The organism is Methylomonas sp. EFPC1 (assembly GCF_016925515.1).
In the GTDB taxonomy this organism is placed as follows: Bacteria; Pseudomonadota; Gammaproteobacteria; order Methylococcales; family Methylomonadaceae; genus Methylomonas; species Methylomonas defluvii.
Genome location: NZ_CP070494.1, coordinates 2,226,995 through 2,253,963, shown reverse-complemented (window position 1 = coordinate 2,253,963; position 26,969 = coordinate 2,226,995). Strand labels below are relative to the sequence as shown.

21 protein-coding genes are annotated in these 26,969 nt (G+C 50.7%); 7 read left to right on the top strand and 14 right to left on the bottom strand.

The features are described 5' to 3' along the window. Positions 1–2 precede the first annotated feature (2 nt). The 3 genes from JWZ98_RS10400 (at position 3) to JWZ98_RS10390 (ending at position 3,597) form a co-directional block, all read left to right on the top strand. On the top strand, positions 3–2,264 hold the full coding sequence (locus tag JWZ98_RS10400) for a CHASE2 domain-containing protein (protein WP_205454218.1): 2,262 nt from the start codon (positions 3–5) through the stop codon (positions 2,262–2,264). A gap of 281 nt (positions 2,265–2,545) precedes the next feature. Beyond that, positions 2,546–2,992: a FecR family protein gene (locus JWZ98_RS10395; protein ID WP_231499565.1), complete on the top strand. Its 447-nt coding sequence runs from the start codon at positions 2,546–2,548 to the stop codon at positions 2,990–2,992. Positions 2,993–3,006: 14 nt separating this feature from the next. Next, positions 3,007–3,597, top strand: coding sequence for an OmpA family protein (locus JWZ98_RS10390; protein ID WP_205454217.1), 591 nt, complete (start codon positions 3,007–3,009; stop codon positions 3,595–3,597). Between the two features lie 53 nt (positions 3,598–3,650). Here JWZ98_RS10390 and JWZ98_RS10385 read toward each other — a convergent pair whose 3' ends face one another. The 9 genes from JWZ98_RS10385 to rpsB all read right to left on the bottom strand — a co-directional run bounded on the left by JWZ98_RS10385 (position 3,651) and on the right by rpsB (position 11,827). Next, positions 3,651–4,361, bottom strand: coding sequence for a DsbC family protein (locus tag JWZ98_RS10385; RefSeq protein ID WP_205454216.1), 711 nt, complete (start codon positions 4,359–4,361; stop codon positions 3,651–3,653). A gap of 63 nt (positions 4,362–4,424) precedes the next feature. Continuing rightward, entirely contained in the window at positions 4,425–5,789 is a 1,365-nt protein-coding gene (gene rseP / locus JWZ98_RS10380; protein ID WP_205454215.1) for an RIP metalloprotease RseP, read from the bottom strand. A 5-nt stretch (positions 5,790–5,794) separates the two neighbouring features. Then, positions 5,795–6,979 carry a 1-deoxy-D-xylulose-5-phosphate reductoisomerase gene (gene ispC, locus JWZ98_RS10375; RefSeq protein ID WP_205454214.1) on the bottom strand — a complete coding sequence of 395 codons (1,185 nt, stop codon included), beginning with the start codon at positions 6,977–6,979 and terminating at the stop codon, positions 5,795–5,797. Then, entirely contained in the window at positions 6,976–7,899 is a 924-nt protein-coding gene (locus JWZ98_RS10370; protein ID WP_205454213.1) for a phosphatidate cytidylyltransferase, read from the bottom strand. Before JWZ98_RS10370 ends, ispC begins: the two co-directional genes overlap by 4 nt. A 41-nt stretch (positions 7,900–7,940) precedes the next feature. Next, positions 7,941–8,705: an isoprenyl transferase gene (locus tag JWZ98_RS10365; protein WP_205454212.1), complete on the bottom strand. Its 765-nt coding sequence runs from the start codon at positions 8,703–8,705 to the stop codon at positions 7,941–7,943. Between the two features lie 12 nt (positions 8,706–8,717). Next, positions 8,718–9,275 (bottom strand): ribosome recycling factor, encoded by a 558-nt coding sequence (gene frr, locus JWZ98_RS10360; protein WP_020481855.1) that lies wholly within the window; start codon positions 9,273–9,275, stop codon positions 8,718–8,720. Positions 9,276–9,279: 4 nt separating this feature from the next. After that, entirely contained in the window at positions 9,280–9,999 is a 720-nt protein-coding gene (pyrH, locus tag JWZ98_RS10355) for a UMP kinase (RefSeq protein WP_020481856.1), read from the bottom strand. 83 nt (positions 10,000–10,082) lie between these two features. Next, on the bottom strand, positions 10,083–10,961 hold the full coding sequence (tsf, locus tag JWZ98_RS10350) for a translation elongation factor Ts (RefSeq protein ID WP_205454211.1): 879 nt from the start codon (positions 10,959–10,961) through the stop codon (positions 10,083–10,085). A gap of 122 nt (positions 10,962–11,083) precedes the next feature. Beyond that, positions 11,084–11,827, bottom strand: coding sequence for a 30S ribosomal protein S2 (gene rpsB / locus JWZ98_RS10345; RefSeq protein WP_020481858.1), 744 nt, complete (start codon positions 11,825–11,827; stop codon positions 11,084–11,086). Positions 11,828–12,108: 281 nt separating this feature from the next. Between rpsB and map the strand changes: the two genes are divergently transcribed. Next, on the top strand, positions 12,109–12,873 hold the full coding sequence (map, locus tag JWZ98_RS10340; RefSeq protein ID WP_205454210.1) for a type I methionyl aminopeptidase: 765 nt from the start codon (positions 12,109–12,111) through the stop codon (positions 12,871–12,873). A gap of 8 nt (positions 12,874–12,881) precedes the next feature. Then, the gene (gene glnD, locus JWZ98_RS10335) at positions 12,882–15,515 is read left to right on the top strand and encodes a [protein-PII] uridylyltransferase (RefSeq protein WP_205454428.1); all 2,634 of its coding nucleotides are present in this window, start codon (positions 12,882–12,884) and stop codon (positions 15,513–15,515) included. 5 nt (positions 15,516–15,520) lie between these two features. Here glnD and JWZ98_RS10330 read toward each other — a convergent pair whose 3' ends face one another. Continuing rightward, positions 15,521–16,741 carry an FAD-dependent oxidoreductase gene (locus tag JWZ98_RS10330; protein WP_205454209.1) on the bottom strand — a complete coding sequence of 407 codons (1,221 nt, stop codon included), beginning with the start codon at positions 16,739–16,741 and terminating at the stop codon, positions 15,521–15,523. 252 nt (positions 16,742–16,993) lie between these two features. On the opposite strand from JWZ98_RS10330, the gene JWZ98_RS10325 reads away from it, so the two are divergent. Both JWZ98_RS10325 and JWZ98_RS10320 read left to right on the top strand, forming a co-directional pair. Beyond that, entirely contained in the window at positions 16,994–22,477 is a 5,484-nt protein-coding gene (locus JWZ98_RS10325) for a glutamate synthase-related protein (protein WP_205454208.1), read from the top strand. A 96-nt stretch (positions 22,478–22,573) separates the two neighbouring features. Beyond that, positions 22,574–24,313, top strand: coding sequence for a sulfite reductase subunit alpha (locus JWZ98_RS10320; protein ID WP_205454207.1), 1,740 nt, complete (start codon positions 22,574–22,576; stop codon positions 24,311–24,313). Between the two features lie 70 nt (positions 24,314–24,383). On the opposite strand, the gene JWZ98_RS10315 is transcribed toward JWZ98_RS10320, so the two are convergent. The 4 genes from JWZ98_RS10315 to JWZ98_RS10300 form a co-directional block, all read right to left on the bottom strand. Then, on the bottom strand, positions 24,384–24,812 hold the full coding sequence (locus tag JWZ98_RS10315) for an Hsp20 family protein (RefSeq protein ID WP_101052961.1): 429 nt from the start codon (positions 24,810–24,812) through the stop codon (positions 24,384–24,386). Positions 24,813–24,935: 123 nt separating this feature from the next. Continuing rightward, positions 24,936–25,436 carry a TPM domain-containing protein gene (locus tag JWZ98_RS10310; protein ID WP_205454206.1) on the bottom strand — a complete coding sequence of 167 codons (501 nt, stop codon included), beginning with the start codon at positions 25,434–25,436 and terminating at the stop codon, positions 24,936–24,938. A gap of 3 nt (positions 25,437–25,439) precedes the next feature. Continuing rightward, positions 25,440–26,300, bottom strand: coding sequence for a YgcG family protein (locus tag JWZ98_RS10305; protein ID WP_205454205.1), 861 nt, complete (start codon positions 26,298–26,300; stop codon positions 25,440–25,442). 1 nt (position 26,301) lies between these two features. Continuing rightward, positions 26,302–26,892 (bottom strand): LemA family protein, encoded by a 591-nt coding sequence (locus JWZ98_RS10300; RefSeq protein ID WP_205454204.1) that lies wholly within the window; start codon positions 26,890–26,892, stop codon positions 26,302–26,304. Between the last annotated feature and the right edge of the window lie 77 nt (positions 26,893–26,969).

The following is a 26,969-nucleotide window of genomic DNA, read 5'->3' as shown; positions in this document are numbered from 1 at the left end:
CCATGGCGACTTGCCGCTTCGAAAAATCATTGATCATCTTGCTGCTGATACTGTTTACAGTCGGCTTAAGCTATACGGATGCACTGTGGCGCTTTGATCGGTGGATTTATGATGCCCAACTAAAGCTGTTGGCTACACCGGCTTCAAAAGATATTGTCATTATCGAAGTCGATCAAAAAAGCCTACGAAAACTGGGGCGCTGGCCTTGGCCCAGAGATATTCACGCTCGCCTACTGGAAACGCTGGCGCCGGCAAAACCCAAGGCGATTGGGCTGGATTTTATTTTTTCCGAAGCGGATCGGCAACATCCTGAGTTGGACGCGCACTTAAGCCGTGCTCTAGCCAATAATGGACAGGTCGTACTGCCGGTAATTATCGAACAAAACGATAACAAGATGGTGGAAACGCTGCCCTTGCCGGACTATGCCAAACATGCAGTCCTGGGGCACGCCAATGTCGATTTGGACAAAGACGGCATCAGTAGAAGCATTTTATTGCGATTGTCCTTGGGCGACTCGCAGTGGTCGGCGATGCCGCTGGCTATTTATGCGTTGAGCCATCCGGAGATACTTGCCAATTTACCGGGCTTACGGATCGAAACAACGCCAGAAAGCATACATGGCGATTATCGGGTGTGGTTGCCGTTCTTTGCGCCGGACAGTGATTTCATTAGGGTTTCTTATTTGGACGTATTATCAGGTAATGTGTCCGGACAATTATTCACCGATAAATACGTATTGGTCGGGCTCACCGCCAGCGGTATAGAACGCGACCTGCCGGCACCTCTGGCTATCGGTAGTCGGCCCATGAGCGGTGTGGATTTCGTCGCAGCCGGCTTGGATGGCCTGATTAAGCAAACGCTTTGGCAACCGCTGCCGGGCCATTGGCAATTTCTGTTAAGCCTGGTCATAGCCGGGATCGCCATCAAGATCAGCACCTGTTTTTCACTGCGCTGGCTGGCGCTGGCGGTTTCTATGCTGTCCATGGCAATTTTACTGTTTTGCTTAGTCTTACTGCATACCAGCCACTATTGGTTTGCACCGTCCGTGGCATTACTGGTGTTAATAATCAGCTATCCACTGCGCAGCTGGCGGCATTTTGAGAAACTGATCCAATCCTTATTCGCAGAACGAAAGCGCGCCTATATCACCTTAAACGCTATCGTCGATGGGGTAATCACCACCGATAACAAAGGCTCGATTGAATACATGAATGCCGCCGCTCTGGACATCATCGGCAGCAAACGTCCCAAGACTAGCAGTCAAAATATCGACGACATTTTTAGTTTGGAAATAGACGGCAAACCGCATCGAATCGCAGAATTGATACAACAAAGCGTCATCAATCAAGGACCGTTGAAAATCAGCAATACCCGCTTATCCATTTCCGACCATTATGCGATGAACGCGAATCTGACCATCGCTCCTTTGATAGGCAGTCGGGGCGCACTGATGGGCACGGTGTTGACCATCAACGATATTGGCGAGCGGATGCTCATGGCGAAAATGCTGCTGAAAAAAGCCGAAGAACAAACGGTAATGCGAGAATTGATTAACCGGACAGAACAAGTCAGCTTGGCCAAAAGCCAATTTCTGTCGCAAATGAGCCACGAATTACGCACCCCGCTAAATGCCATTATCGGTTTTGCGCAGCTGATGCAAATGGACGACCAGGAACATCCTTTGGCTGAAACTCACCTGGACTCGGTGAATGAAATACTCAAGGCCGGTCTGCACTTGCTCGGGCTGATTAACGAGCTTTTGGATCTGGCTAAAATCGAGTCCGGCAAAATCAGCGTGAATATCGGCAGCATCAATTTGGCGGAGCTGATCAAGGATTGCCAAACCCTCATCACACCCTTGGCGCAAAATAAAGGTCTGGCGTTGATTGTCGATAATTGCTTACCCGAGAACATTGAGTTGCAAGCAGACCCGAAACGCGCCAAACAAATTTTATTGAATTTTTTGTCCAACGCCGTGAAATACAATCGCCCCAACGGTTCCATCAACTTGAGCAGCAGACGGGTGGACGATAACCGGGTGAGAATTTCTATCACCGATACCGGCAACGGTCTGGCGGAGCAACAACAACAATTGTTATTCCAATCGTTTCAGCGCCTGGGTGCGGATAATACCGAAATAGAAGGCACCGGTATTGGATTGGCAATTACCAAACAACTGGCGGAATTGATGAACGGTACCGTCGGGGTTAGCAGCACACCGGGTGTGGGCAGCACGTTCTGGGTGGAATTGCTGATCCGTTAAAGCCGCTTAGACTTCTATCTAATACAGGTAACCCTTCTATAAATGCTGGTTTCCGATAGTGAGCTCGCGCCCGAAAGCCAGAACACGAACTGAATCCCACATAGCCATCAGGCTCCCGCCTTCGCCGTTGAGACGAACTATAAAAGCGGCGTAGGAATTGCCCTAAAACAAATAAGCTCTTGAATCTGACAACAATTAAATGCTGTCTATACTTACACGCTGAATTTCGATACCGCCCGCGCGGCTATTGATGTCCCAAAACACCGTTTGTAGAGGCCATTATGAAACGTCTTTTCGCCTGTTGTAGCCTGGGGTTAGCCCTTTGCATGCCGAATGCGGTATCGGCCGATGAAACAGTCATCGGATACATCAAAACCATCAACGATCAAACGACTATTGACGAGAGTAGCGGCCCGATCAAAGCCAGCCTTGGTTCGCCGATTCATGTCGGCAACGTCATTAAAACCGACCAGAACGGCGCTGCCGGGGTAACGCTGAAAGACAATACCATTTTGTCGATCGGCCCGAATACCGAATTCAAAATAGAAGCTTATCAATTCGAACCCCAGCAGGACAAATTGCAATTAAACGCCAGCTTATTAAAAGGCACCCTGCATTATATTTCTGGCGTCATCGCCAAACTCAAGCCGGAAGCGGTAACGGTAAAAACTCCTACCGGCGTGATTGCGGTAAGAGGCACGCGTTTTTTAGTCAAAGTTGAAGAATAAGCCGAGTATTTGCCATGACGACAATTTCCTTACCCAAAATCCTCACATTCGCCGCTGCACTGGCTTTAAGCGGTTGCGCCAAATCTTATTTGGTATTGCTGGAAGATCACGACGGCACAACCGGAAAAGTGATTTTCAGCGGTGCCGGCAGCGAAACCGTGGTCGAACAAGCCGGTTTTGGTGCAGCTCTGGACAACTCCAAAACCGTATTCAAAGTCGAACAAGAAAAGATCAATAAAGACTTTGGCAGAGCCTTGGCTTCCGAGCCGGTATTGCCGGAGATATTTTTATTGTATTTTGAGACCGGCGGCACCAAGCTGACCGCCGAATCGGCGGCTTTGATTCCCAAGATCATCGAAACCGCCGGCAAACATCCGGCCGCCGATATTTCAGTGATAGGCCACACCGACACCGTGGGCGATGCCGGCAAAAACGAAAAGCTGGCTAATGAGCGCGCCGTTCAGGTCAGCAAGTTATTCGATGCCGGCAAAATGGATGTCAAAGAGGTCGCCGTGACATCGCACGGCGAAAAGAATTTGTTGATCAAGACCGGCGATGAAACGTCCGAACCGCGAAACCGTCGAGTAGAAGTGACGATCCGATAATTTTTTAACCCATCCAACCGCCAACTCGGAAGCTGGCGGTTTTTTGTATTTGCTTATTCGCTGGCCAGTACTTTTGCTAATTGCGCGGCAGGCACATAGCCCGGCAGAATATTACCTTTTTGGGTGACTATCATCGGTGTGCCATTCATACCGAACGCTTCACCCAAGGCCATATGTTCATCCACTGGATTTTCACAGGTTTTCGCGTCCAGATGTTCACCCTTTTTCGCGGTGGTTAATGCTTTGTTTTTGTCGGCGGCACACCAGACTGACACTGCTTTTTTATAGGATTCCGACCCTTTGCCGGCTCTAGGGAAGAACATGTAGCGTATCGTAATGCCCTGCGCCATGTATTGATCGATTTCAGAGTGCAACTTACGGCAATAACCGCAATCGATGTCGGTAAAGATAGACACGACATGTTTGCTGTTTTCCGGTTTGAAAATAATCATTTTTTGTTCGCCGACTTTATCCAGCGAGGCTTTACGCACCTCAGCCAGCTTAGATTCGGTGATATTTTTCTTTGCTTCGGCGTCAAATAATTGCCCTTGCAGTAAATATTTACCGTCTTCGGATGCATAAAAGATATTGCCGCCCATAGACACTTCGTACAGACCTTTGACTTCCGATGGTTTCACCGAGTCAACCTGCCCGCCCGGCATAAAGTTACTCAAGGCTTTTTTTATCGCAGCTTCGTCGGCAAATAATGCTGGACTAGTCAAAGCCAGTAGCGTCAGAGCCAGCGTGTGTGTGATTTTTTTCATGTAATTACCAGGGAAGATTAGAAAGGAATGTGGTTGACCACAACGCGGCTGCTTTGTTCAGCGTTATTGAAATAATCTGCCTATATCCAGAAACATCGCCAGACCCATCAGCAGCATCAACAGCAACATGCCGGCCTGTTGAAAATACAGTTGTATTCTTTCCGGAATCGGGCTGCCTTTAACGGCCTCAACGGCGAAAAACAGCAAATGACCACCATCCAACACCGGGACAGGCAGCAAATTCAACACACCGAGACTGACGCTAACCAAGCCTAGAAACTTCAGAAACGCCGTAAATCCCATTTCAGCCGATTGACCGGCATATTGGGCGATACTGATGGGACCGCTCAAATTCTCGACGGAAGCCGAACCTACCACCATTTTTCCCATCATTTTTAATGTGGTCACCGCGTAAAACCAAACTCGCTTTCCGGCGACCGGAACCGCGTCCCAGGGAGACAAGGCATGGGTCACCATCATGGAGTCCAGCAAGTCTTTCGGCGTATCCACACCGGCGCCGATTTTGCCGACAGCCTTGCCCTCACCCTGCTGTTCGCTACGCGGCGTGATGCTTAAGGATAATGGCGCGCCGCTACGCTCCAGAAATAACTTAATTTCAACATCCGGCCGGGCCTGCACATAATCTACCCATTGTTGCCAGTCGGTAATGGCGGTGCCGTCTGCGCTGATAATTAAATCACCGCTTTGTAAACCGGCTTGTTTGGCAACCCCATCCTCAAGCACCTTACCGATAACCGGTTTAATAGTGGGCACCCAAGGTTTCAAACCCAAACGCTTATGTAGCGTTTCCGGGGTTTGTACGTCTTGTTCGGTCAAGTGAATCAAGCGTACTTGTTGACTATCGTCTATCGCTTTAGTCACTACGCTTATTTCGGTTTTACCGTCAATCGCCGAGGTCAACAAGGTGTCCAGAGCTTCTATCCAGGTAGGCGTGGCAGTCTCATCAACGCTGATTATTTCGTCCCCTGCCGCAAAACCGGCCTGCTCGGCCAGAGATCCGGCCTCCACTCCACCGACGACCGGTCTAACGCCTGCTTCGCCGATGACCAACACCAACCAAAATAAAACCACGGCCAGCAGTAAATTGGCAATCGGTCCGGCTGCGACGACGGCGGTTCGGGCTAATAGCGGCTGCCGGTTAAATGCGTAAGGTAAATCTTCCGGTTTAACGGCTTCTTCGCGTTCGTCGACCATTTTCACATAGCCGCCCAACGGGATGGCAGCGACGACGAATTGAGTATCGGCCGAGCTTTTTTGCCAGCTGATTAACGGCTTGCCGAAACCGATGGAAAAACGGATAACTTTGATGCCAACCTTGCGTGCCGCCCAAAAATGGCCGTACTCATGAAACGCCACCAGTACCGCGATGGCGACGATGAAATAAAACAAAGTGTGCAAAGTATCCATCAAATCTATTGTTTGAGTTCGGCAATCACTTTATTCGCAACGTCTCTGGCCTGCTGGTCGGCTGCCAAGACGTGTTCAAGCGTATCGGCGCAATCGGCAGTAAATTGGGCCATGCTTCGCTCTATGATCCGGGCAATATCGGTAAAGCGTACCTGCTCGTTCAAAAAGGCTTCCACCGCAATCTCATTCGCGGCGTTCAAAACGGTCGGCATGATGCCGCCAGCTTTTATAGCTTCGTAGGCCAGCCGCAAACACGGGAAACGTTGCAAATCAGGTTGTTCGAAATCCATATGCTTGACTTCGAAAATATTCAGCGGCGCCACGCCGGAGTCAAAGCGCTCCGGCCAAGCCATGGCGTGCGCGATGGGTGTGCGCATGTCGGGGTTGCCCATTTGCGCTAACACAGAGCCGTCGACATAATCGACCATGGAATGAATGATACTTTGCGGATGAATCACTACTTGGATCGCATCCGGATCCATGTTGAACAACAGGCAGGCTTCGATTAACTCCAAACCTTTGTTCATCATCGTCGCCGAATCCACCGAAATTTTCCGGCCCATATCCCATTTTGGATGTGCGACCGCTTGTTCGGGGGTCACAGTATCCAAATCGGCAATCGGCGTTTGCCGAAACGGGCCGCCGGATGCGGTCAACAAAATACGTCTGGCCTGTTTGGCAGTATGCCCGGTCGTATAGCCAGCCGGCATGCACTGAAATATTGCGTTGTGTTCGCTATCAATCGGTAACAAGGTCGCGCCGTTTTCGGCGACGGCTTGCATAAAGATTTGCCCGGACATGACCAAGGCTTCCTTGTTAGCCAACAATACCGTTTTGCCAGCTTTTGCTGCGGCCAAAGTTGGCAACAAACCTGCCGCGCCGACGATAGCGGCCATCACTGCGTCAACATTGTCCAAGGTTGCTACTTGCGTCAAAGCGTCCGCGCCGGCTAACACCTTAATATCTGCAATAGGCGAACCGGCGATTTTGTCCTTGAATGCTTGAGCATTATCCGGATTGGCAACCACAGCATATTCCGGACGATGGGTCAAACATTGTTCGTATAAGGCGTAGATATTAGCGTTGGCGGTTAACGCTACCACTTTATATTGGTCGGGGTGGCGCGCAACCACATCTAAGGTGCTGACGCCAATCGAGCCGGTGGCTCCGAGTATGCAAAGACCTTTCATGCGTAAAACACCCTACCAATCAATAAAATCCCTGCATAGAAAAAAGGTGCGGCCGCGATGATGCTATCCACTCTGTCCAAAATTCCACCGTGACCGGGTAACAAGTTACCGCTGTCTTTAACACCTTTTTTGCGTTTTATCAGACTGAAAAACAAATCGCCGTAAATTGAGATCAACACGGTCATCACCGACAAAATCAACATATCGGTCCACACCAATCCATTGAGGAAGCGCAACGTTCCGGAGTCAACATCTTCTGGCTGAGTCGCGGTAATCCAGCCATACACCGTGAAACCTATGCCGCAGACAGCCGCGGAAATTAAAGCACCATACATGCCTTGAATGGTTTTACCCGGACTTATTTCTGGCGCCAGTTTATCTTTACCCCAAGTTTTACCGGCAAAAAAGGCGGAAATATCGGCCGCCCAAATCAACAGCAAAAAGTAGATCACCATGCCAGGACCGTAATACGCTCTTAATTTGCTGAGAAACATCCAGGCAGAGAGCAATACCAACCAACCGCTGAAAGTCTTGAGCCGCGACTTGAATTCGATATTCAACAACTGCGGACCGGCTTTTCTGATCAAAACCATCGTTAGTACCCAGAACAGCACCGGAGCGATAACAAACCACTCTAAAGCATCCGAATAGTCTTTGATTTCAGGCCATTCCATCGCCTCGCTAAGCAACTCCAGCAATACCGTCCAATAGGTAACGCCCAACATCGGCACAATTAAAAACAAGAGGAAAAGTATTTTGCGGATAAGCGTGTTTACGTCGGTCAAGGCCATCCATTCGAAGGCGGCGATCAGCGTAACCACAGCGATAAATAGGGAGAAATAAAGGGCTGGCAGCAGCATAACTGCCGTGATGACCACGGTAGCCAGTACTAGCGCGGTTAAGATGCGTTTTAATAACATGTGTGTGGTTTTTTAATTATTATGGTTATAGAAAAAAATCCCTAGAGAACTCTGTTATCGATGACTTGTTCGCCAGTGTGCCCAAAACGTCTTTGCCGGCCTTTGAAGCTGCCGATAGCTTTTTCCAATGCTTGCTGATCGAAATCCGGCCAAAGCGCATCGGTAAAATAAAATTCGGTATAGGCCAGTTGCCACAGAAGAAAATTACTGATCCGTTCCTCTCCGCCGGAACGAATAAACAAATCAGGCTCGGGTAACTCAGCGGTCACCAGATATTGATTGACGAGTTGTTCGGAAATGGCTTGCTCGTCGATCTCACCCGATTTCACCCCGGCGACGATTTGCCGCAAAGCTTGGGTGATGTCCCATCGTCCGCCGTAGTTGGCAGCAATCAGCAATGTCAATCCGTCGTTTTTTGCAGTCTGCCCTTCGGCAGCGGCGATTTTTTCCCGCAGTTTTTCCGGAAACGCGCTTTTATCGCCGATGATTTTCAATCTGATGTTGTTTTTGTCGAGTTTATCGACCTCGGATTGCAGTGTGCTCATGAACAGCTCCATCAACAAACTCACTTCATCTTGCGGCCTGCGCCAGTTTTCGCTGCTGAAAGCGAACAATGACAGCACTTCAATGTTCTCTTTGGCACAATACTCGACGATCTTCCTGACCGCCTTCACACCAGCGTAATGCCCCATGATTCTGGGCATCAAGCGTTTTTGCGCCCAGCGGCCGTTGCCATCCATGATGATGGCAATATGCCGTGGATTGCCGTTATTTATCGCCGGTTTATCGTTTTCAGCAGCAGTCATCTCGCCTCTCGATTACATGGAAAGCAAATCAGCTTCTTTTTCTTCAAGATGCTTCTCTACTTCCTTAATGTATTGATCGGTAAGCTTTTGGATCTTTTCTTCGGCTTGACGCGCGTCGTCCTCGGAAATTAGTTTCTCTTTCAACGCGTCCTTGATCGCGGCATTGGCGTCACGGCGAATATTTCGAATCGCTACCCGACCTTGTTCCGCTTCATTTTTGACGATTTTAACCAAATCGCGGCGGCGCTCTTCGGTCAGTGCCGGCAAAGGCAGTCTGATGACGGTGCCTTGTGTGGCGGGATTTAAGCCCAAGCCGGACGACATGATGGCTTTCTCGATAGCCTGAATCATGCTTTTTTCCCAAGGCACGACTTTCAAGGTGCGCGCGTCCTCGACAGAGACGTTGGCAACCTGCGACAAGGGCGATTCGTTACCGTAATACGTGACGCTGATTTGGTCCAGCAAGCTGGGATGCGCGCGCCCTGTTCTAATTTTGGTAAATGCTTTTTGTAAGGACTCGATGCTTTTTACCATACGGCTGGCGGCATCTTGTTGAATATCGCTGATCATTCTGTTAGTTCCTCTCGATTAGGGAGCCTATGTCTTCACCGCGCATCAAGCGCATAATCGCTCCCGGCTCAAATACATTCATTACCCGCATGGGCAGGTTGTTATCCCGGCACAAAACCAAGGCCGTGGTGTCCATGACATTCAAGCGCTGATCGATGGCTTCGTCATAGGTCAAGCGGGGATAAAATACGGCATCAGCCACTTTATTCGGGTCCGCGGAATAAACGCCTTTGACTTTGGTCGCCTTAATCATCAACTCGGCGTCAATTTCAATAGCACGCAAACTGGCGGCGGTATCGGTAGTAAAAAACGGATTACCGGTGCCGGCAGCGAAAATAGCCACTCTACCTTTTTCCAAATGTCTGACAGCCCGGCGACGGATGTAATCTTCGCACACCTGATTGATTTTCAGAGCAGTCATTACTCGAACGGGCTGCCCGAGATACTCCAGCGCGTCCTGCATGGCCAAGGCATTAATCACAGTAGCCAACATACCCATTTGGTCGCCGGTAACTCGATTCAGGCCTTCCGATGCTTTCTCGCCGCCGCGCAAAATATTGCCGCCGCCAATCACCAAGCCGACCTGGATACCTGCATCGCACAAGTCTTTCACTTCTTGAGCCAAGCGTTGCACTATATCCGGATCGATACTGCCACCGCGTTCGCTCGCCAGTGCTTCGCCGCTCAATTTAAGTAAAATTCTCTGACAAATCAATTGACTCATAATCAAATATCCACCGTAAACATGGGTTAAAAGCAACGAACTGATATAAATAAACCCGGCGAACCGGGTTTATTCTGAGGCGTTTAGCCTCTAACTTGTGCCATTACTTCGGCGGCAAAATCTTCTTCTTTTTTCTCAATGCCTTCGCCCACTTCGAAGCGAGCAAAACGCACGACAGCGTTGCCTTTGGATGCCAGCAATTTACCAACGGTAACGCTGTCGTCCTTGATGAAAGGCTGACCCAACAAAGTCACTTCCGCCAGGAATTTATTGATACGACCACCAATCATTTTTTCAACGATCTCGGCAGGCTTGCCACTTTCCAGTGCTTGCGCGGCAAAAATTTCTTTTTCCTTGGCGATGACATCGGCTGATACTTGATCATCCGATACATATTCAGGTTTAGCAGCGGCAACATGCATCGCCACGTCCTTACCCAAAGCGGGATCGTTTTTGCTTAACTCAACGATAACGCCAATTTTACTGCCGTGCAGGTAAGCCGCCTGACCACCTTCAGTGGTGGTGAATTTAACGAAACGGCGCACAGTAATGTTTTCGCCGATTTTAGCAATCAACGCACGACGGGTATCGTCAACGCTGACGCCGGTGCTCAGTACCATTGCTTGCAATTCTTCGTCGCTGTTGACATTGCTGGTCAACAAACTATTGACAACATCATTAGCAAAACCAATAAAATCATCGCCTTTGGCGACGAAATCGGTTTCGCAGTTAACGTCTACCATAACAACGGTTTTAGCGTCGTCGGAAACTTTAACACCTATGATGCCTTCCGCCGCGATACGGCCGGATTTTTTATCGGCTTTTGCCAAACCGGCTTTACGCATGTTTTCAATGGCCAGTTCCATATCGCCATTGGCTTCAACCAGGGCTTTCTTACACTCCATCATGCCTGAGCCGGTACGCTCACGCAATTCCTTGACCATCGCCGCACTAATACTCATCGTTTTTTCCTCAAATTTTATTAACTAAAAAAACGCCTCACAAAGGAGGCGTTTAAAAGACAGTCTGTTCTGAATACCAGATTCAGCGGCGCTCGACCACCTTGGCCGAGCGCGTTTAAAACTTACGCTTCCGTTACGACTTCTTCGACAAAATCGTCGGCTTTGGCTGAAGCATCCATACGCAAGGCTTTTGCTTCCAGCACGGAGGCCGAAGCACTTTGGCAATACAAAGTCACTGCGCGGATAGAATCGTCATTACCTGGGATAACGTAATCAATTTTTTCGGGGGAGTTATTGGAGTCAACCACGCCGACCACTGGGATGCCCAATTTTTTGGCTTCCATAATGGCATTTTTCTCATAACCTACGTCCAACACGAAGATAGCGTCAGGAGTGCCGCGCATATCTTTGATACCGCCCAAGCTACGCTCAAGCTTTTCCAATTCGCGTTCCATGCCCAAAGCTTCTTTTTTGCTGAAACGTTGGTACAAGGTGCCATCGGCTTTCATCGCTTCCAGTTCTTTCAAACGGTTGATGGACTTTTTGATGGTTTTGAAGTTGGTCAACATGCCGCCCAACCAACGATGGTTGACGTAAGGCATGCCACAACGTTTTGCTTCTTCCGCCACGACTTTACGCGCCGCTTTTTTGGTACCGACAAACAGGATGGTGCCTTTGTTGGCGGTCATTTGACCAAGATAGTTCATCGCATCGTTAAACAATGGAAGCGTTTGTTCCAAGTCGATGATATGAATTTTGTTACGCGCTCCAAACAAATATGAAGCCATTTTTGGGTTCCAGTAACGGGTTTGATGTCCAAAGTGAACACCCGCTTCCAGCATTTGACGCATTGACACTGCTGCCATTTACTTCTCCTAATATTGCCGAATAATTCGGCGTTGGGTTACGCCTCCACTCGCCCCGATCAGTGACCGAAAATCTGCAATAGACTTTCAGCACCCCACCGACCGTGTCGACAAGTGTGAGTATTGGTTACATAGTGAACTTACCTTTATACCATGATTAGAATTTCACAACAACTTCAAGTCTGATAGACTCCTGTCGGCGCCTGCCTGCGAGAGCATCTTGATTAAATAGCAAAACCAGGCCCGCACCCGCTTTTATCCTAATAATTAGCCACCTGCCGATGACTATTACCATAAAAACCGCTGAAGAAATCGACAAGATGCGCGTTGCCGGAAAACTGGCCGCCGAAGTACTTGAAATGATCGCCCCCTACGTCGTTGCCGGTGTATCCACCGAAGAGCTTGACCAAATCTGCCACGACTACATCGTCGATGTGCAACAAGCCATTCCCGCGCCCTTAAATTATCGCGGCTTCCCTAAGTCGATTTGCACATCCATTAATCAACAGATTTGCCACGGTATTCCCAGCGAGAAAAAGCTAAAGAACGGCGACATCGTCAATATCGATATCACGGTGATTAAAGACGGTTACCACGGTGACACCAGCAAGATGTTTTGCATCGGCGATGTCAGCCCACACGCCAAACGCTTGGTAGACATCACCCGCGAATGCCTGTTTTTGGGTATAGCGGAAGTCAAACCCGGCGCCCGCCTGGGCGACATAGGCCACGCCATTCAAAAACACGCGGAAAGCAATCGCTACTCTATCGTCAGAGAGTTCTGCGGTCACGGCATCGGCAAAAAATTTCACGAAGACCCACACGTGATGCATTTCGGCAAACGCGGTGAAGGCGAAATAATCGAGCCCGGCATGATTTTTACGATAGAACCCATGCTCAATCAAGGCAAACGCCATATGAAGATCCTTGCCGACGGCTGGACGGCAGTGACCAAGGACCGCAGCTTGTCAGCACAATGGGAGCACACGATTTTGGTGACCGACACCGGCTACGAGATTTTGACGCTGAGACAGGAAGAACCGTGAGCCAAGCGATGTTCACCGAAAACGATTTTCTCGACTGCTTTGCAGGCGAAAATCCGGTCGCCAAATTCAAGAATGCGATTAACGAAGAAAATGCGCAGTTAAAAATGCGCTTTAACCCGGACCAGGCGACCGTCGGTCTGCTGACCGAGAAAGCTCGCTTCATCGATAATCTATTGACCGCCTGCTGGCTACATTTCCTCGACGCAGCCGCTAGCCGCCATAGCCTGATTGCGACCGGCGGATATGGCAGAAGCGAATTGTTTCCCTACTCGGATATCGATATCTTGGTGCTGCTAGACGCCGCTAACCCGATAGACTTTCAACAGCCGGTATCCAGTTTTTGTAACTTTCTTTGGGACATTGGCTTAAAACCAGGACTCAGTACACGCTCTGTAGCAGAGTGTCTGGCGGTTGCCGCGGACGACCAAACCGTCTTTACCAACCTGCTCGAGATGCGCCTGATTACCGGCAACTCCGAACTATTTAGCGATCTAAAACACCAGATAAATTCTGAAACACTCTGGCCATCGGAACAATTTTTTCCAGCCAAAATGGCTGAACAGCAAAAGCGCTACAGCAAGTACCACGACACGGCTTACAACCTGGAGCCCAACATTAAGGAAGGCCCTGGTGGACTTCGCGACTTGCAGGTCATCAGCTGGGTATTCAAGCGCCATTACAACGCATCCTCTCTCCGCGAGTTGATCAAGTACGGTTTTTTACCTAAATCCGAATACGACAATCTTATTACCGCTCGCGACATCCTCTGGCGCCTGCGCTTTGCACTGCACAATCTGACCAACCGCTGCGAAGACCGATTGGTGTTCGATTACCAACGCGAGCTAGCCAGCCAGTTCGGTTACATCGATAAAAACGAACAACCCGACGTCGAGCAATTCATGCAGTTTTACTTCAAAACTGTCGTGGACATTGAACGCCTTAATGAAATGCTCTTGCAACTGCTGAACGAGAGACTGATCAGCAACAAGGAAAGCCTAACTCCCATCCCTATCACCGCCAATTTTTCATCGATTGACGGCTATCTGGAAGTCAGCCACAAAGACGTATTTCAAAAACAACCGCTGGCTTTGCTGGAAATTTTTTTAATCTTGCAACAATCGCCCTCTTTAAAGGGCATTCGCGCCAGCACCATCCGCTTGATTCGCAAAAACCTGCACCTGATCAATGCCGAATTCCGCACTAACAAACAGGCCAACCGCCTGTTTATAGATATTCTCAGACAGCCGCGCGGCATTACCAGCCAACTCAAGCGCATGAACCGCTACGGTGTACTTGCCGCCTATTTGCCGGATTTCGCCAATATCGTGGCGCGCATGCAATACGACCTATTCCACATCTATACCGTGGACGAGCACACATTGTTCGTTATCCGCAATTTGCGGCGCTTCTCGCTAGCCAAACACAATAAAGAATTGCCGTTTTGCAATAATATTTTTTTACTGATTTCAAAGCCTGACATTTTGTACATCGCCGCCATGTTTCACGACATAGCCAAAGGCAGAGGCGGCGATCATTCCACGCTCGGCGAAACCATTGCCAACAACTTTTGCCAGCAACACGAATTATCAAGCCACGATACCAAGTTGATCACTTGGCTGGTTCGTCAGCACCTGTTGATGTCAATGACCGCACAACGCAAGGATATTAGCGATCCGGACGTGATCCACACCTTCGCCCAAGAAGTCGGCAGTATAGAGCGGCTAAATTATTTATATCTACTGACAGTGGCGGACATTCGCGCCACCAACCCTAGCTTATGGAATGCCTGGAAAGACGTATTGCTTAAAGACTTGTATATTTCCACCCACCAAGCCTTGCACCGCGGCCTGCAAAATCCGGTGGCCCGCTCGGAACGGGTACAGGAAAACAAAAAAGAAGCAGGCGACGAGCTTTTGAAACTGGGTATATCCAAAACCAATATCACACAGTCGTGGCAGCATCTCAGCGACGACTATTTTCTGCGCTATTCTGCGGACGAAATCGCCTGGCACACCATCGCCATCGCGGCTTGCCAGGAAAGCGAACTGCCGTTGGTATTACTGCGTCCGCAAACCCAGCGCGGCAGTGCGGAGATTTTCGTTTACACCCGTAACGAAGCGCAGATTTTTTCGATTTCAACCGCCACCCTGGACCATTTGGGCCTCACAATTCTGGATGCCAGAATCATCACGACTGCCGATCAATACGTACTGAACAGCTTTCAGGTGTTGGAACAATCCGGCGAAGCGATTAACGACTTGTATCGCGAAGTACATATCTGCACCTCGCTACGCCAAGGCTTAATCGCCAAAAAAGTGAAAGCGTCAAAGAATATCCACAAGCAGTCCCGCCAGGCCCGACACTTTCCGATAGAAACCAGCATCACCTTTCTGGAAGATCCGTCGCATAAACACACCGTCATCGAATTAGTGACGACGGACCGCGCCGGCTTGCTATCGACAATAGGTAAGGCGTTTACGGAGCTGGATATTCAACTGCACGACGCAAAAATCACCACGATAGGCAGTCGCGCGGAAGACATGTTCTACATCAGCGACCAGCAGTCGCTACCGATCAGCGATGAAGATAAGAAGGCCCAGATACGCACCACGATGTTGAGATATTTGAGCCTGAAAGGTTAGAGACGCTATCTTGCCAACAGGCGCTCACCGCGCGCCAATTTCGGCAAACGACCTTCCAGCCCCATCGCCGCCTTCATAGCTTTATTGCGCGCTGGGGTGATGCGCTGCGCCAACCCCAGCCCAAGATTTCTTAACAGCTTGATAGGCAAAATATCGTTACTAAACGATTTATAAAACACATCCATCAGGGTCATCATTTTCAGATTTTCGTTGCGGCGCATCGCTTCGTAACGTTCTAACACCGCCAGATCAGCAATGTCTTTACCGCGTTTTCGGGCATCTACCAGAATCTCCGCCAACGCCGCAGCGTCCAGCAAGCCGATATTAACACCCTGCCCGGCCAATGGGTTAATCATGTGCGCCGCATCGCCCACCAAAGCCACACCTTGTTTCACGTAGCGTTGCGCATGCTGCCGCTTCAGCGGGAAGCTCGCCACACCTAACACCTGCTTGACCTCGCCCAGGCAATCAGGGAAAGCCGCAACCAGCTCATCCCGCAATTGCTCGTAAGACAAGGCTTGTAAACGCCGAACTTCATCGGGGGATTGATACCAAACGATGGAACCGTAATTACCTGTCAACGGCAAAAAGGCTTGCGGACCACTGGACACAAAGCGCTGCCAGGTGATGTCTTGCTGCGGATAGGCGGTCTCTATGTAAATGACCAAAGCGTGCTGGTTGTAATCCCAACTGGTCACGCCCAAACCTACTGCCTGCCTGACTCGCGACTGCCCGCCGTCCGCCGCCACCAGCAGTTTTGCCTGAAGCACCCGCCCGTCCGCTAATACCAATTCCGATTCGTGGCCATTGTAATTGATCTTGCTGATGGTCTGCGGCATCAGCAATTGGATATTGTCGAAATTAGGCAACCTATCCAGCAACGCCAGCTGGGTGATGCGATTTTCGACGATATAGCCCAGCTCGGGATAGCGAATGTCATCGCTATTAAAAGTCGTATCGCCGGCGGTTTCCCAAACCCGCATGCGCTTGAACGGGCAATAACGCCGCGACGTCACGCCCTCCCAAGCGCCGACGGCTTCCAGAATATTTTTTGAGGCGATACTGAGTGCCGAAACCCTTAAATCATGTGGCTGTTCGCTGGAAAAAGCTTCCGGAACCTGCGCTTCTATCACAGCGACTTTTAACTGGCTACCACCCAGACAACAAGCCACGGCGGCACCTACCATCCCTCCGCCGACGATCACCACATCAAATTGTTCTTTCATATTTCTTCACAAAGTTTTAAAACTAGAGACCAGACGAGAGAACGACGCCGCCATTGGCTTTACGGAATGACAGAGGCCGCGCCACATGGTAGAATTACAAAGTTTCGCCAACTGAAATTCCGAAGTTAATCAGGGATTCTCGCCGCATGGGACGACTCTAACACGCAGCAGGCAGAAAAACCATAAACAGCACTACCGATAAGGAAAATACCGGCTAGCGCATTTATTCAGTATGAGAGGATCTGGATAGCAATGATTAAAAACGCCCAGAAAATTAACGCAATACACATGCTTTACGACGCTGATCTTTCCCAGGACAGCTGCGGTGTTGGATTTATCACCCGCAAAGACAGCAAACAGACTCACGAGCTCCTAGTCAAGTCACACGAAGCCTTGTGTACTATTCCTCATCGCGGCGGCATGAGCGCGGAAGGCATAGGCGACGGCGCCGGCGTTAATATCGATTTGTCTCTGAAGTTTTTCCGTAAGGCCACAGGGAATGCGGACCTGGAACTGGGGCAATTCGGCGTAGCCAACTTTTTCTTCCCGGAAGATCACGCCCATTACGATTCTGAAGCACAAAAACTGGTCGAAGAACAATTTCTGGAATTCGATCTGCCGATTATCAAATGGCGGGAAGTGCCGGTTGACAGCTCGGTGTTGAATGCCGCAGCGTTGCGCGCGCAATTACCGATCAAACAGGTCATTTTCGGTCGGCCAAAATCCCTCAAAGACGCCAGTCACGAGGCTTTTGAAAGACATATTCAGTCTGCGCTGCTGACTATTGAAGCCCATGGCTTTACTCGCCCGGAACTGAATGGCTTTTACCCGTTATCCATGAGTTCCCGCACCCAAGTTTACAAAGGCCGCCTGAACTCATTCGAAGTCATCCCTTACTTTGTTGATTTATACGACGCCGACCACGAAATCAGCACGCTGTTCTTCCACACCCGTTTTTCCACTAATACCGCACCGGCGACGATGATGGCGCAGCCTTTTCGGTATATGGCACACAACGGCGAGCTGAACACCGACAAGAAAAACCGCCTCAGCGAAAACGCCATTGCTCGGCAAAACAACAAACATGTGGTGTTTCCTTGCGGCCAATCCGATTCCGGCCGCCTGGATCAAACCCTGACCCGCCGCATCAACGAAGATCAACTGGACATTGTCACCGCTATTTTGGCGATGATGCCACCGGCTTGGGAGAACGATAGCACCTTATCGGAAGATGTACGCGCGATGCTGGAATATTTCAGCCTGTACGAAGAGAAAAACGACGGCCCGGCCGCGTTAATCTTCAATGACGGCATTCGCGTCGGCGCACGCCTGGACCGCCTTGGCTTAAGACCATTGCGCTCGGTCGAAACCGCAGAGTATCTGGCGGTGATGTCCGAAGCGGGCCAGATCGATTTTCCACCGGAAAAGGTGCTCAAACGCGGCCGCATCGAAGCAGGCGGCATGCTGTATTTCGACCATAGCACCGGTGAATCTTACAACAGCCATCAAGTGATGGAACGTTTGGCTAAGGAAAGAGACTACAAAGCGCTGCTGAAACAAAGCTGCGTTCATATCAGCGAATTGCCCAAAGTAGAGCTTTCGGAACTCAGTAACGAGCATGAACTGAATATCGACCAACGTCACACAGCTTATTCGCTGAACCAGGAAAGCTTTAAGTTTTTGCTGGACCCTATCCTGCAAACCGGCTTGGAAAAAGTCTCCGCGATGGGTTACGGCCTGACGCCGAACGCTTTGAGCGCATCTGAAGGCGGTATGTCGCGTTACTTCAGCCAACGCTTTGCGCAAGTGACCAATCCGCCGCTGGACTCCCTAAGGGAAAGCGACGGCATGACTTTGCGCGTGGCCCTGGGCGCCAAACCCACTTTTGCGCCGCAAAGCAGCAAACAGCTGATGATCGAATCGCCGATTCTGCAACGCACCCAACTGGAGCAGATTCGCAGACAAAGCCAGGTAAAAACCGCGACTATTGAGGCGCTATACACTCCAAACTTTGAAAACGCCGCGCAAAACGAACTGGCTTTAGAACAAGCCTTGCAAGCGGTATGCATACAAGTCGAACAAGCTGCGCGCGACAATACCGGCATTATCATTTTAAGCGATGCCAACATCAGCAAATCCCAGGCAGCTCTCCCGGCGCTGCTCGCCATTGCTGCGGCCAACCAGCATCTGGTCAAACATGGTCTGCGCTTTAACAGCTCGCTGATCATGGAAACCGGCCAGGCAGCCAGCCCGCATGACGTCGCCACCATTCTGGGCTTCGGTGCCTCCGCGATCTGCCCGCTCAGCGTGCATAACCGGGTAATTACCGAATATGCCGATGTGACCGCGCAACAAAAAGCCCTGTACAGTTTTCAAAAAGGCGTCGAAAAATCACTGATGAAAACCATGGGCAAATTCGGCCTGTGTACCGCGGAAAGCTATATCGGCGGCGAGTTTTTCGAATCCAACTACCTGGATACCGACGAACCAAAACTAAAACCGTATTTCCCCAACATCAATGCCTCGGTGGGCGGTGTGCGATACAGCGACATCGCCGCCAGCGCAACGGAATGGCACCATAAGGCGCTGTCCGTCACCAGCGAAAGCGACATTCCATTCCTTGGATTATTCAAAGAGCGGAATGAAGGCGCCGGCCACACGTTTGGCAATACGGCGGTGCGTGAATATATCAACATGACCGATGAAGCGATCATGTACATAGCGCCACAACAAGCGCCGGAAGCCAGTGATACCGCCTATTTGGATTTCGGCTACGAAAAACGCACACCCGAGCAAATCGACGCTTTTGGCATTACCCCGGCTTATCGTAGCTTTACCCACAATCTGGCTCAGGAGCGCGCGAACCGTCCTGCTGCTTTGCGCGACGTAATGGAGTTCCCAGCCGATGTCAGCGCCGCTAACAGCAAAGCCGATTTTGATCGCCTGCTGGGCAGCCAAGATTTACACGGTAACAATAACTACCTGATCCGCGGCTTACAAGTCGAGAAAAGCAACGGCGTGGTCTTCAGCATTCGGTTTACCGAGAACTCAAGCAAAGCGCGTCTGGAACAACTAGCAGAACATCTGAAAGCGCGTTTTGCCGGCAACGATTTTGGTTTAAACCTGGAAAACGACAATATCAGTCTGCGGGCGAACGACAGCGACAGCCTGATTTACCACTATTTGAGCAACGTGCGCCCTGCCCGCTCGCGGATAGCGCTGGATTACGTGCAACCTGCCCATCAAATCACCCCGACTTTCGCGTCCGGCGCGATGAGTCACGGCGCGCTACTGGCCGAAGCCCACGAAGCCGTGGCGCAAGGCACTAACATTGCCGGCGGCATGAGTAACTCCGGCGAAGGTGGTGAACACTCCAGCCGCTTTGGCACGATACGCTCCAGTAAAATCAAACAGTTCGCGTCCGGCCGCTTCGGAGTCTGGGCCGGCTATCTGGCTGATCCAAATCTGGAAGAAATCGAAATTAAAATCGGCCAAGGTGCGAAACCGGGCGAAGGCGGCCAATTACCGGCACCCAAAGTATCGGTTGAAATTGCTGCGCTGCGTGGCGGCACACCCAAAGTAGAATTGGTGAGTCCGCCGCCACACCACGATACTTACTCGATCGAAGACTTGGGCCAATTGATCCACGATGCCAAAGCCGCCCGCGTTCGTGTGGTGGTCAAGCTGGTATCTTCGGAAGGTATCGGCACTATCGCGGTCGGTGTCGCCAAGGCCGGTGCCGATGTGATTAACGTAGCCGGTAACACCGGCGGTACCGGCGCGGCGGCGGTGACCAGTTTGAAAAACACCGGTCGTTCGCCGGAAATCGGCATCGCCGAAGTGCACCAAGCACTCGCTGCCAACGGTTTGCGCGATAAAGTGATTATACGTTGCAGCGCGGCCCACCAGAACGGTGCCGACGTCGTCAAATCCGCTATTTTAGGCGGCGATTCCTTCGAGTTCGGCACCACGGCCCTGATGATGCTGCGTTGCGTGATGGCGAAAAACTGCAACATCCGCTGCCCCGCCGGTTTGACCACTGCACACGAGGAATTCAAAGGCGACCCGCGCGTGTTGGCGCAGTTCTTTATGAACCTGGCCCACGAAGTGCGCGAAATCCTGGCAGACTTAGGCTACACCAATTTGCAAGAAATTCGCGGTAAAACCGAGCTGCTGCATCTGATCGACCATCCGAGCATGGTCGGCCAAATCCATTTGCAAAAACTACTGGCGGAAGTACCGGTTGTCAAAATTGAGAAACCGATTTATCTGGAAAAAGATTTCGCCATCGACGATTTGATCTTTGCCCGCGTTAAATCGGCCTTGTTCGAAAAAGGTCAAAAGCAAGTACTTGTCGAAGGCGACGAATTCAAACTGAACAACCGTAACAAAACCGTCGGCGGTCAAACCGCAGTCGATCTGGAACGCTTATTGGCTTATGAACTCAGCCCTGAGCAAGTCGCTAAATCGAACATCATCTATACCAACCAACATGGTCGCCGCTATTTAGCCGACGATACAATTATCGTTCGCACCCATGGCTCGGCGGGCCAAAGTTATGCCGCGTTCAACAACGACGGCATGCGCATGGAACACACCGGCACTTGCAACGACGGTGTCGGAAAAACAGCTTGCGGCGGCACCATCGTGATTAAATCACCCGGTGGCGGCTCCAAGTTACCTGGCGAGAACGTGTTGATCGGTAACTTCGCTCTGTTCGGCGCTTCCGGCGGCAAAACCTTTATCAATGGCGAAGCCGGCGACCGGTTTGCCGTGCGTAACTCTGGCGCTATGGCCGTTGTCGAAGGCGTCGGCGATTTTGCCTGCGAATACATGATTAACGGCGCAGTATTGAATCTGGGCGGCTTTGGTAAAGGCTTCTGCACCGGCATGTCGGGCGGCAACGCCTACCAATACGATCCAGACAATCGTTTAAATGATTTGTATGACGATACCTCGGTATCGATACACAGTTTGACCGATGACAACGACCTAGCAAGCAGCCATGAGCAATTTATTTTGTACATGCTGGAACAACATGTTGAACATACCGACTCGGAAAAAGCCAAGGCTATCCTGGCTAATTGGGCCAACGAACGTCAGCACTTCAAATTTGCCTTGCCGCTCTGGCTAAACCGCACGCAAACCGCGGAATACCTAAGCAAAGCGCTAGATCGCAAAGCGATGATCGAAGAGTTGTCGGTGGCATTTGCGCAAAAACAAATCGAGCAAATCAAACAGGCTTACAAACACAATACACCATTGTTCGATGGCGCCATTCCGGGTTACGGCGAAACCGACACCGATCTGACTTTGAAATTGATCAACAGCTATGCGGTGATCGATAAAGCCCAGCAAATTGCCCGCGATCAGTTAACTAAAGCCGGCCAACCGGCTACTGAAGCCTTAGTTGATCAACATGCCTACAAGCTCGTGATGGAACGTCCGCGCAAGCTGCAAGACGCGCTAATTAAAAATATCCGCGAAGCATACAGCCAATATGATGATGGTCAGTTAGCCGCGTTGATGGCGGAAAAACGCCTGAACGACTACAAAACCACGCTGATGCTGCGCGACGTGCAAAGCATTTACTCGATAGGCTCCACGGCCTGGATCATCGAACAAGATAGATTCAACCGTTTAGCTTTGGCCGGCCTGCCGTCTATCGATAAAAATCTGGCGAGCTTGGAAAGCCTGTCGATTGTGAAAGACATGCTGGAAAGCGAGTCTGCCTGAGCTGAGGGAGGGTGCTTCACGCACCCTTCGCGCCACTTGGCAAGAACCAAATACAGTGACTGGACAACCTGACACCTGTCCACAGATGGTAATGAAATGAAAGCACCTTTTATCCCGCAAAACGCCCCTTTTAGTGATACTCAACGCGCCTGGCTTGGCGGTTTTTTCGCCGGCATGCATAGCCATATGTTGCAAAGCGCCGGTAGTGTCAATCAAGCGAACGCCCGCACCTTGCACATTCTTTATGGTACTCAGACCGGCAACTCCGAGTCGCTGGCTAACGACGCCGCCAATGCAGCCAAAAAACATGGCTTGCAACCGGTCGTCAAAAGCATGGATGAAGTCGAAATCGGCCAATTGCCGCAAATGCAATACTTGCTGATCATTACCAGTACATACGGTGAAGGCGCTATGCCGGACAACGCCGAAATGCTTTGGGAAGCGGCCAATAGTGATGCCGCGCCGCGCCTGGACAACGTCAATTATTCGGTATTGGCCCTGGGAGATACCAGTTACGACTTGTTCTGTCAGGCTGGAATAGACTGGGATAACAAACTGGCGGCTCTGGGCGCCAAACGCTTATTCGACCGTGTCGATTGCGACGTGGACTTCGAAGCCCCAGCGGAAAAATGGCTCAGCGAAGTGATTCCGTTGATGGCGGAAGGCGCCAGCACTGTTGCGGTAGTCGATACCGAAACCCAAGCTGCCAAATCGGTTTACAACCGCAAAAACCCATTCCCAGCCAAAATGCGCGTCAACCGCATTGTCACGGCATTGGATTCGTCGAAAGAAACCCGACATTACGAAATTTCTATCGATGGCTCCGGTCTCAGTTACGAAGCCGGCGACGCACTGTGCGTGATACCGACTAACTGCCCGGACTTGGTGGCGCAGATCGTAAAAGCCATCGGCTGCACCGGCGCGGAGGACGAACCTGTCAATGGTGAGTTAATGAAGCTATCGGATGCCTTACGCACGCATTTCGAGATCAAATTACCCAGCAAAGAACTGGTTGAGGAAATCGCCAGCCGGTCCGGCGATCAAGAGTTAAATGCCTTATTGCTGTCCGGTGACAAGGAAAAACTGTCCGACTACCTGTGGGGCCGCGACATACTCGATCTGCTGTTGCAATTCCCCGGCGTGGAATTTTCGGCCGCCGAATTTTTGCGTTTATTAAAACCGTTGCAACATCGCGCTTACTCCATCTCCTCCAGCGGCAAGAAACATCCGGACAGCGTGCATCTGACAGTCGCCAGCGTGCGCTACGACGCGCATGGCCGCCAGCACAAAGGCGTTTGCTCCACCTATCTGGCGGATTTGGTGAATGAAGAAACCGATGTACGGATATTCTTCACCCCCAACAACAACTTCCGCGTGCCGGCCGATGATAGCCTGCCCATGATTATGGTTGGACCCGGCACCGGTATCGCGCCGTTCCGCGCCTTCCTGCAAGAGCGCGAATTCCGCAAAGCCTCCGGCAAAAACTGGCTGTTTTTCGGTGACCGCAACGCTTCGACCGATTTTATCTACCGTGAGGAAATCGAAGCGATGCAATCCAGCGGCTTGCTGACCAAGCTGGATTTAGCGTTCTCACGCGACCAAGCGGAAAAAATTTATGTGCAGGATCGCATGAAAGAGCATGGTGCCGAACTCTACGCCTGGCTGGAACAAGGCGGCTACTTCTTCGTTTGCGGCGACGCTTACCGGATGGCCAAAGACGTCGATCAAGCCCTGCACGATGTGATCCGCGAGCATGGCAAGAAAACTTTGGTCGAGGCGGTTGAGTATGTCAACCAATTGAAAAAAGACAAACGCTACGTCAGAGACGTTTATTGATCGGAGATCGGTTCACGGGCTCACCTCAGTCAACCCGTGAACCACCCACTATAGAAGTTCCTCAGGGCACTTAATCGATAGTCATCCGCTGTCCGCTTTTTTTCAGCTTCTTCGCTAGATTCAGCGTCAATATGCCGTTCTCGTAACGGGCTTTGCTGGCTTCCTCGTCAATCTCGGCGGATAGTTGAAAGCTGCGCGACACTTCACCGAAATAGCGCTCACTACGCAGCAATTTATCGTCTTTATTTTCGGTATCCAGCTGACTGATTTGCGCACGAATGGCAACCACGTTGCCGTCGATATCCACATGGATATTCTCTTTACCCGCGCCCGGAATTTCGGCTTGGACAATAAACTCAGATGGATTTTCCTTCACATCCACTTTGATTTGCGCCGGCAAACCGTCACCGTGCAGCGGTTTAATGTAATAACCGGGATTAACATCGCGAAACAGTTCGTCAAACAGACCGCGACTAACAAATGGGCTTAAGTTACTCATGTCGATTCTCCTCTTTGTTGCATGTAAAAACCTGAATGGTTCTATGCCAATATGGTGTTAGACCACAAGAAATTCAAGAGAAAGACACTTAAAAAACAGCAGACAATCGCTGAAAAAAATGGCTTAAAGAACTAAAGGCGCATTAGTTATTTCGTTGGGATTTTCTTTATTTAACGCCGGAAAATGCTGTTGCAATTGCGCCGTGATAAGGGCAATCCCCTCGATCACGCCTAATTCGAATCGGCCTGCCCTCAACTGCGCTTCCATCTGTTCGCAAATCCGGGCCCAAACCGCTTCGCCAACTCTGGCGTGTATACCGCGATCAGCAACAATCTCTACATCACGATCAGCGAACAGCAAATAAATCAGCACGCCGGTATTGTGTTCCGTATCCCAGATTCGGCATTGTGAAAATACCTCAAGCGCGCGTTGTCTCGGCGTAACACCCTGCAATAACTCGCCTATCTCCAGCGCACTTTCCACCACAAAACGAATTTCACCCAAGTGCGATGTTTCGCTTTCAGTGATTGCCGCTTCGATGGCTTGCAAACTGCGCTTGGAAAACGCCAGACGCACACGCCAAGGACCACTAAAAACATGCTTTAGAAATCTGATCACTTGCATGGTCTACCATCTCCCCGACGCACCGCCGCCGCCAAAACCGCCGCCTCCGCCGGAGAATCCGCCTCCCGACCCGCCGCCAAAATCGTCATCGTCGTAAAAATTGTCGTTTTGCCGGCCGCGAAACGCACGTCTGCCATTGCTAAGCGAAACCATGAACGCAAACAATGCCGCAAGGCATACAACCAGCCAACCCGCGTTCAATAGCCAAGCGATAATACCAACCACGCTGCCGTTGATTATCCCGCCGAGAAAGCTTCCAAACAGAGTCCGTAAAATCCAAGCACCGGCCACCGCTAGAAACACCAAGAGGGGCAGTAAACGTTGCACTCGCCCATCGAGAAACGATGCTTGAGGGGCAGGCAGTGGCACACCATCAAATATTCCGATCAGGCTATCCACGCCGGCATTAATACCTTCCGCATAGTCGCCCTGCCGAAAATACGGAATCATGATGTCGTCAATAATCCGCTTGGCCAATACATCCGGCACCACACCCTCCAAGCCGTAACCCACTTCGATGCGCGTGGCGCGGTCGTCCTTGGCCAGCAACATCAATATGCCGTCATCGACACCCTTGCGGCCCAGACGCCATTGTTCGACCACGCGAATAGCATATTGCGCAATGTCTTCCGGCTGGGTAGTGGCAACGATCAATACCGCAATCTGGCTGCCTTTTTGTTGCTCAAAAGCCTGTAAGCGTTGTTCCAGCTCGATTCTTTGCTGTGTGGATAAGGTAGCGGTCATATCGGTGACACGCTGTTCAAGATTGGGCACTACTTGCTCGGCATTTACGGCCGCCTCAAACAGACAAACCGCCAGGAATAGGGCGACCCAAAACCCTGAAAAATCAGCTGTCTTCCACATCTTATTTACCAAAATCAACCACTGGCGCAGTCGAAATGGCTTTCTCATTTTCAACGGTGAACGATGGCTTGGTTTTGTAGCCAAACAGCATCGCAGTCAGATTGCTGGGGAAGGAGCGCACGGTGATGTTGTACTCCTTGATCGCGGCGATATAACGATTGCGTGCCACGGTGATGCGGTTCTCTGTACCTTCCAATTGCGCTTGCAGATCGCGGAAATTGGCGTCGGCCTTCAGTTGCGGATAATTTTCAGATACCACCATCAAGCGCGACAAAGCAGAGCTCAATTCTCCCTGCGCCGCTTGAAACTTGGCAAAAGCCTGTTCGTCGTTCACCAATTCCGGCGTCACTTGCATGCTGCCCACTTTGGCGCGCGAAGCCGTCACGGCTTCCAATACGTCCTTTTCATGTCCTGCGTAGCCTTTCACCGTGTTCACCAGATTCGGTACCAAATCCGCGCGGCGCTGATATTGATTCAATACTTCCGCCCAACCGGCATTGATTTGCTCATCTTGCGTTTGAAAGGTGTTGTAACCGCAACCGGGCAGCATCAATGTCGCGATTAGAAGAAAAACCGTTAGTATGCTTTGCATCGTCCACTCCGTGAATAGAAAAATTTTTAATTATTCACAGCAGCATAACACGCAGGCACTTACGTCACGCCAAACGT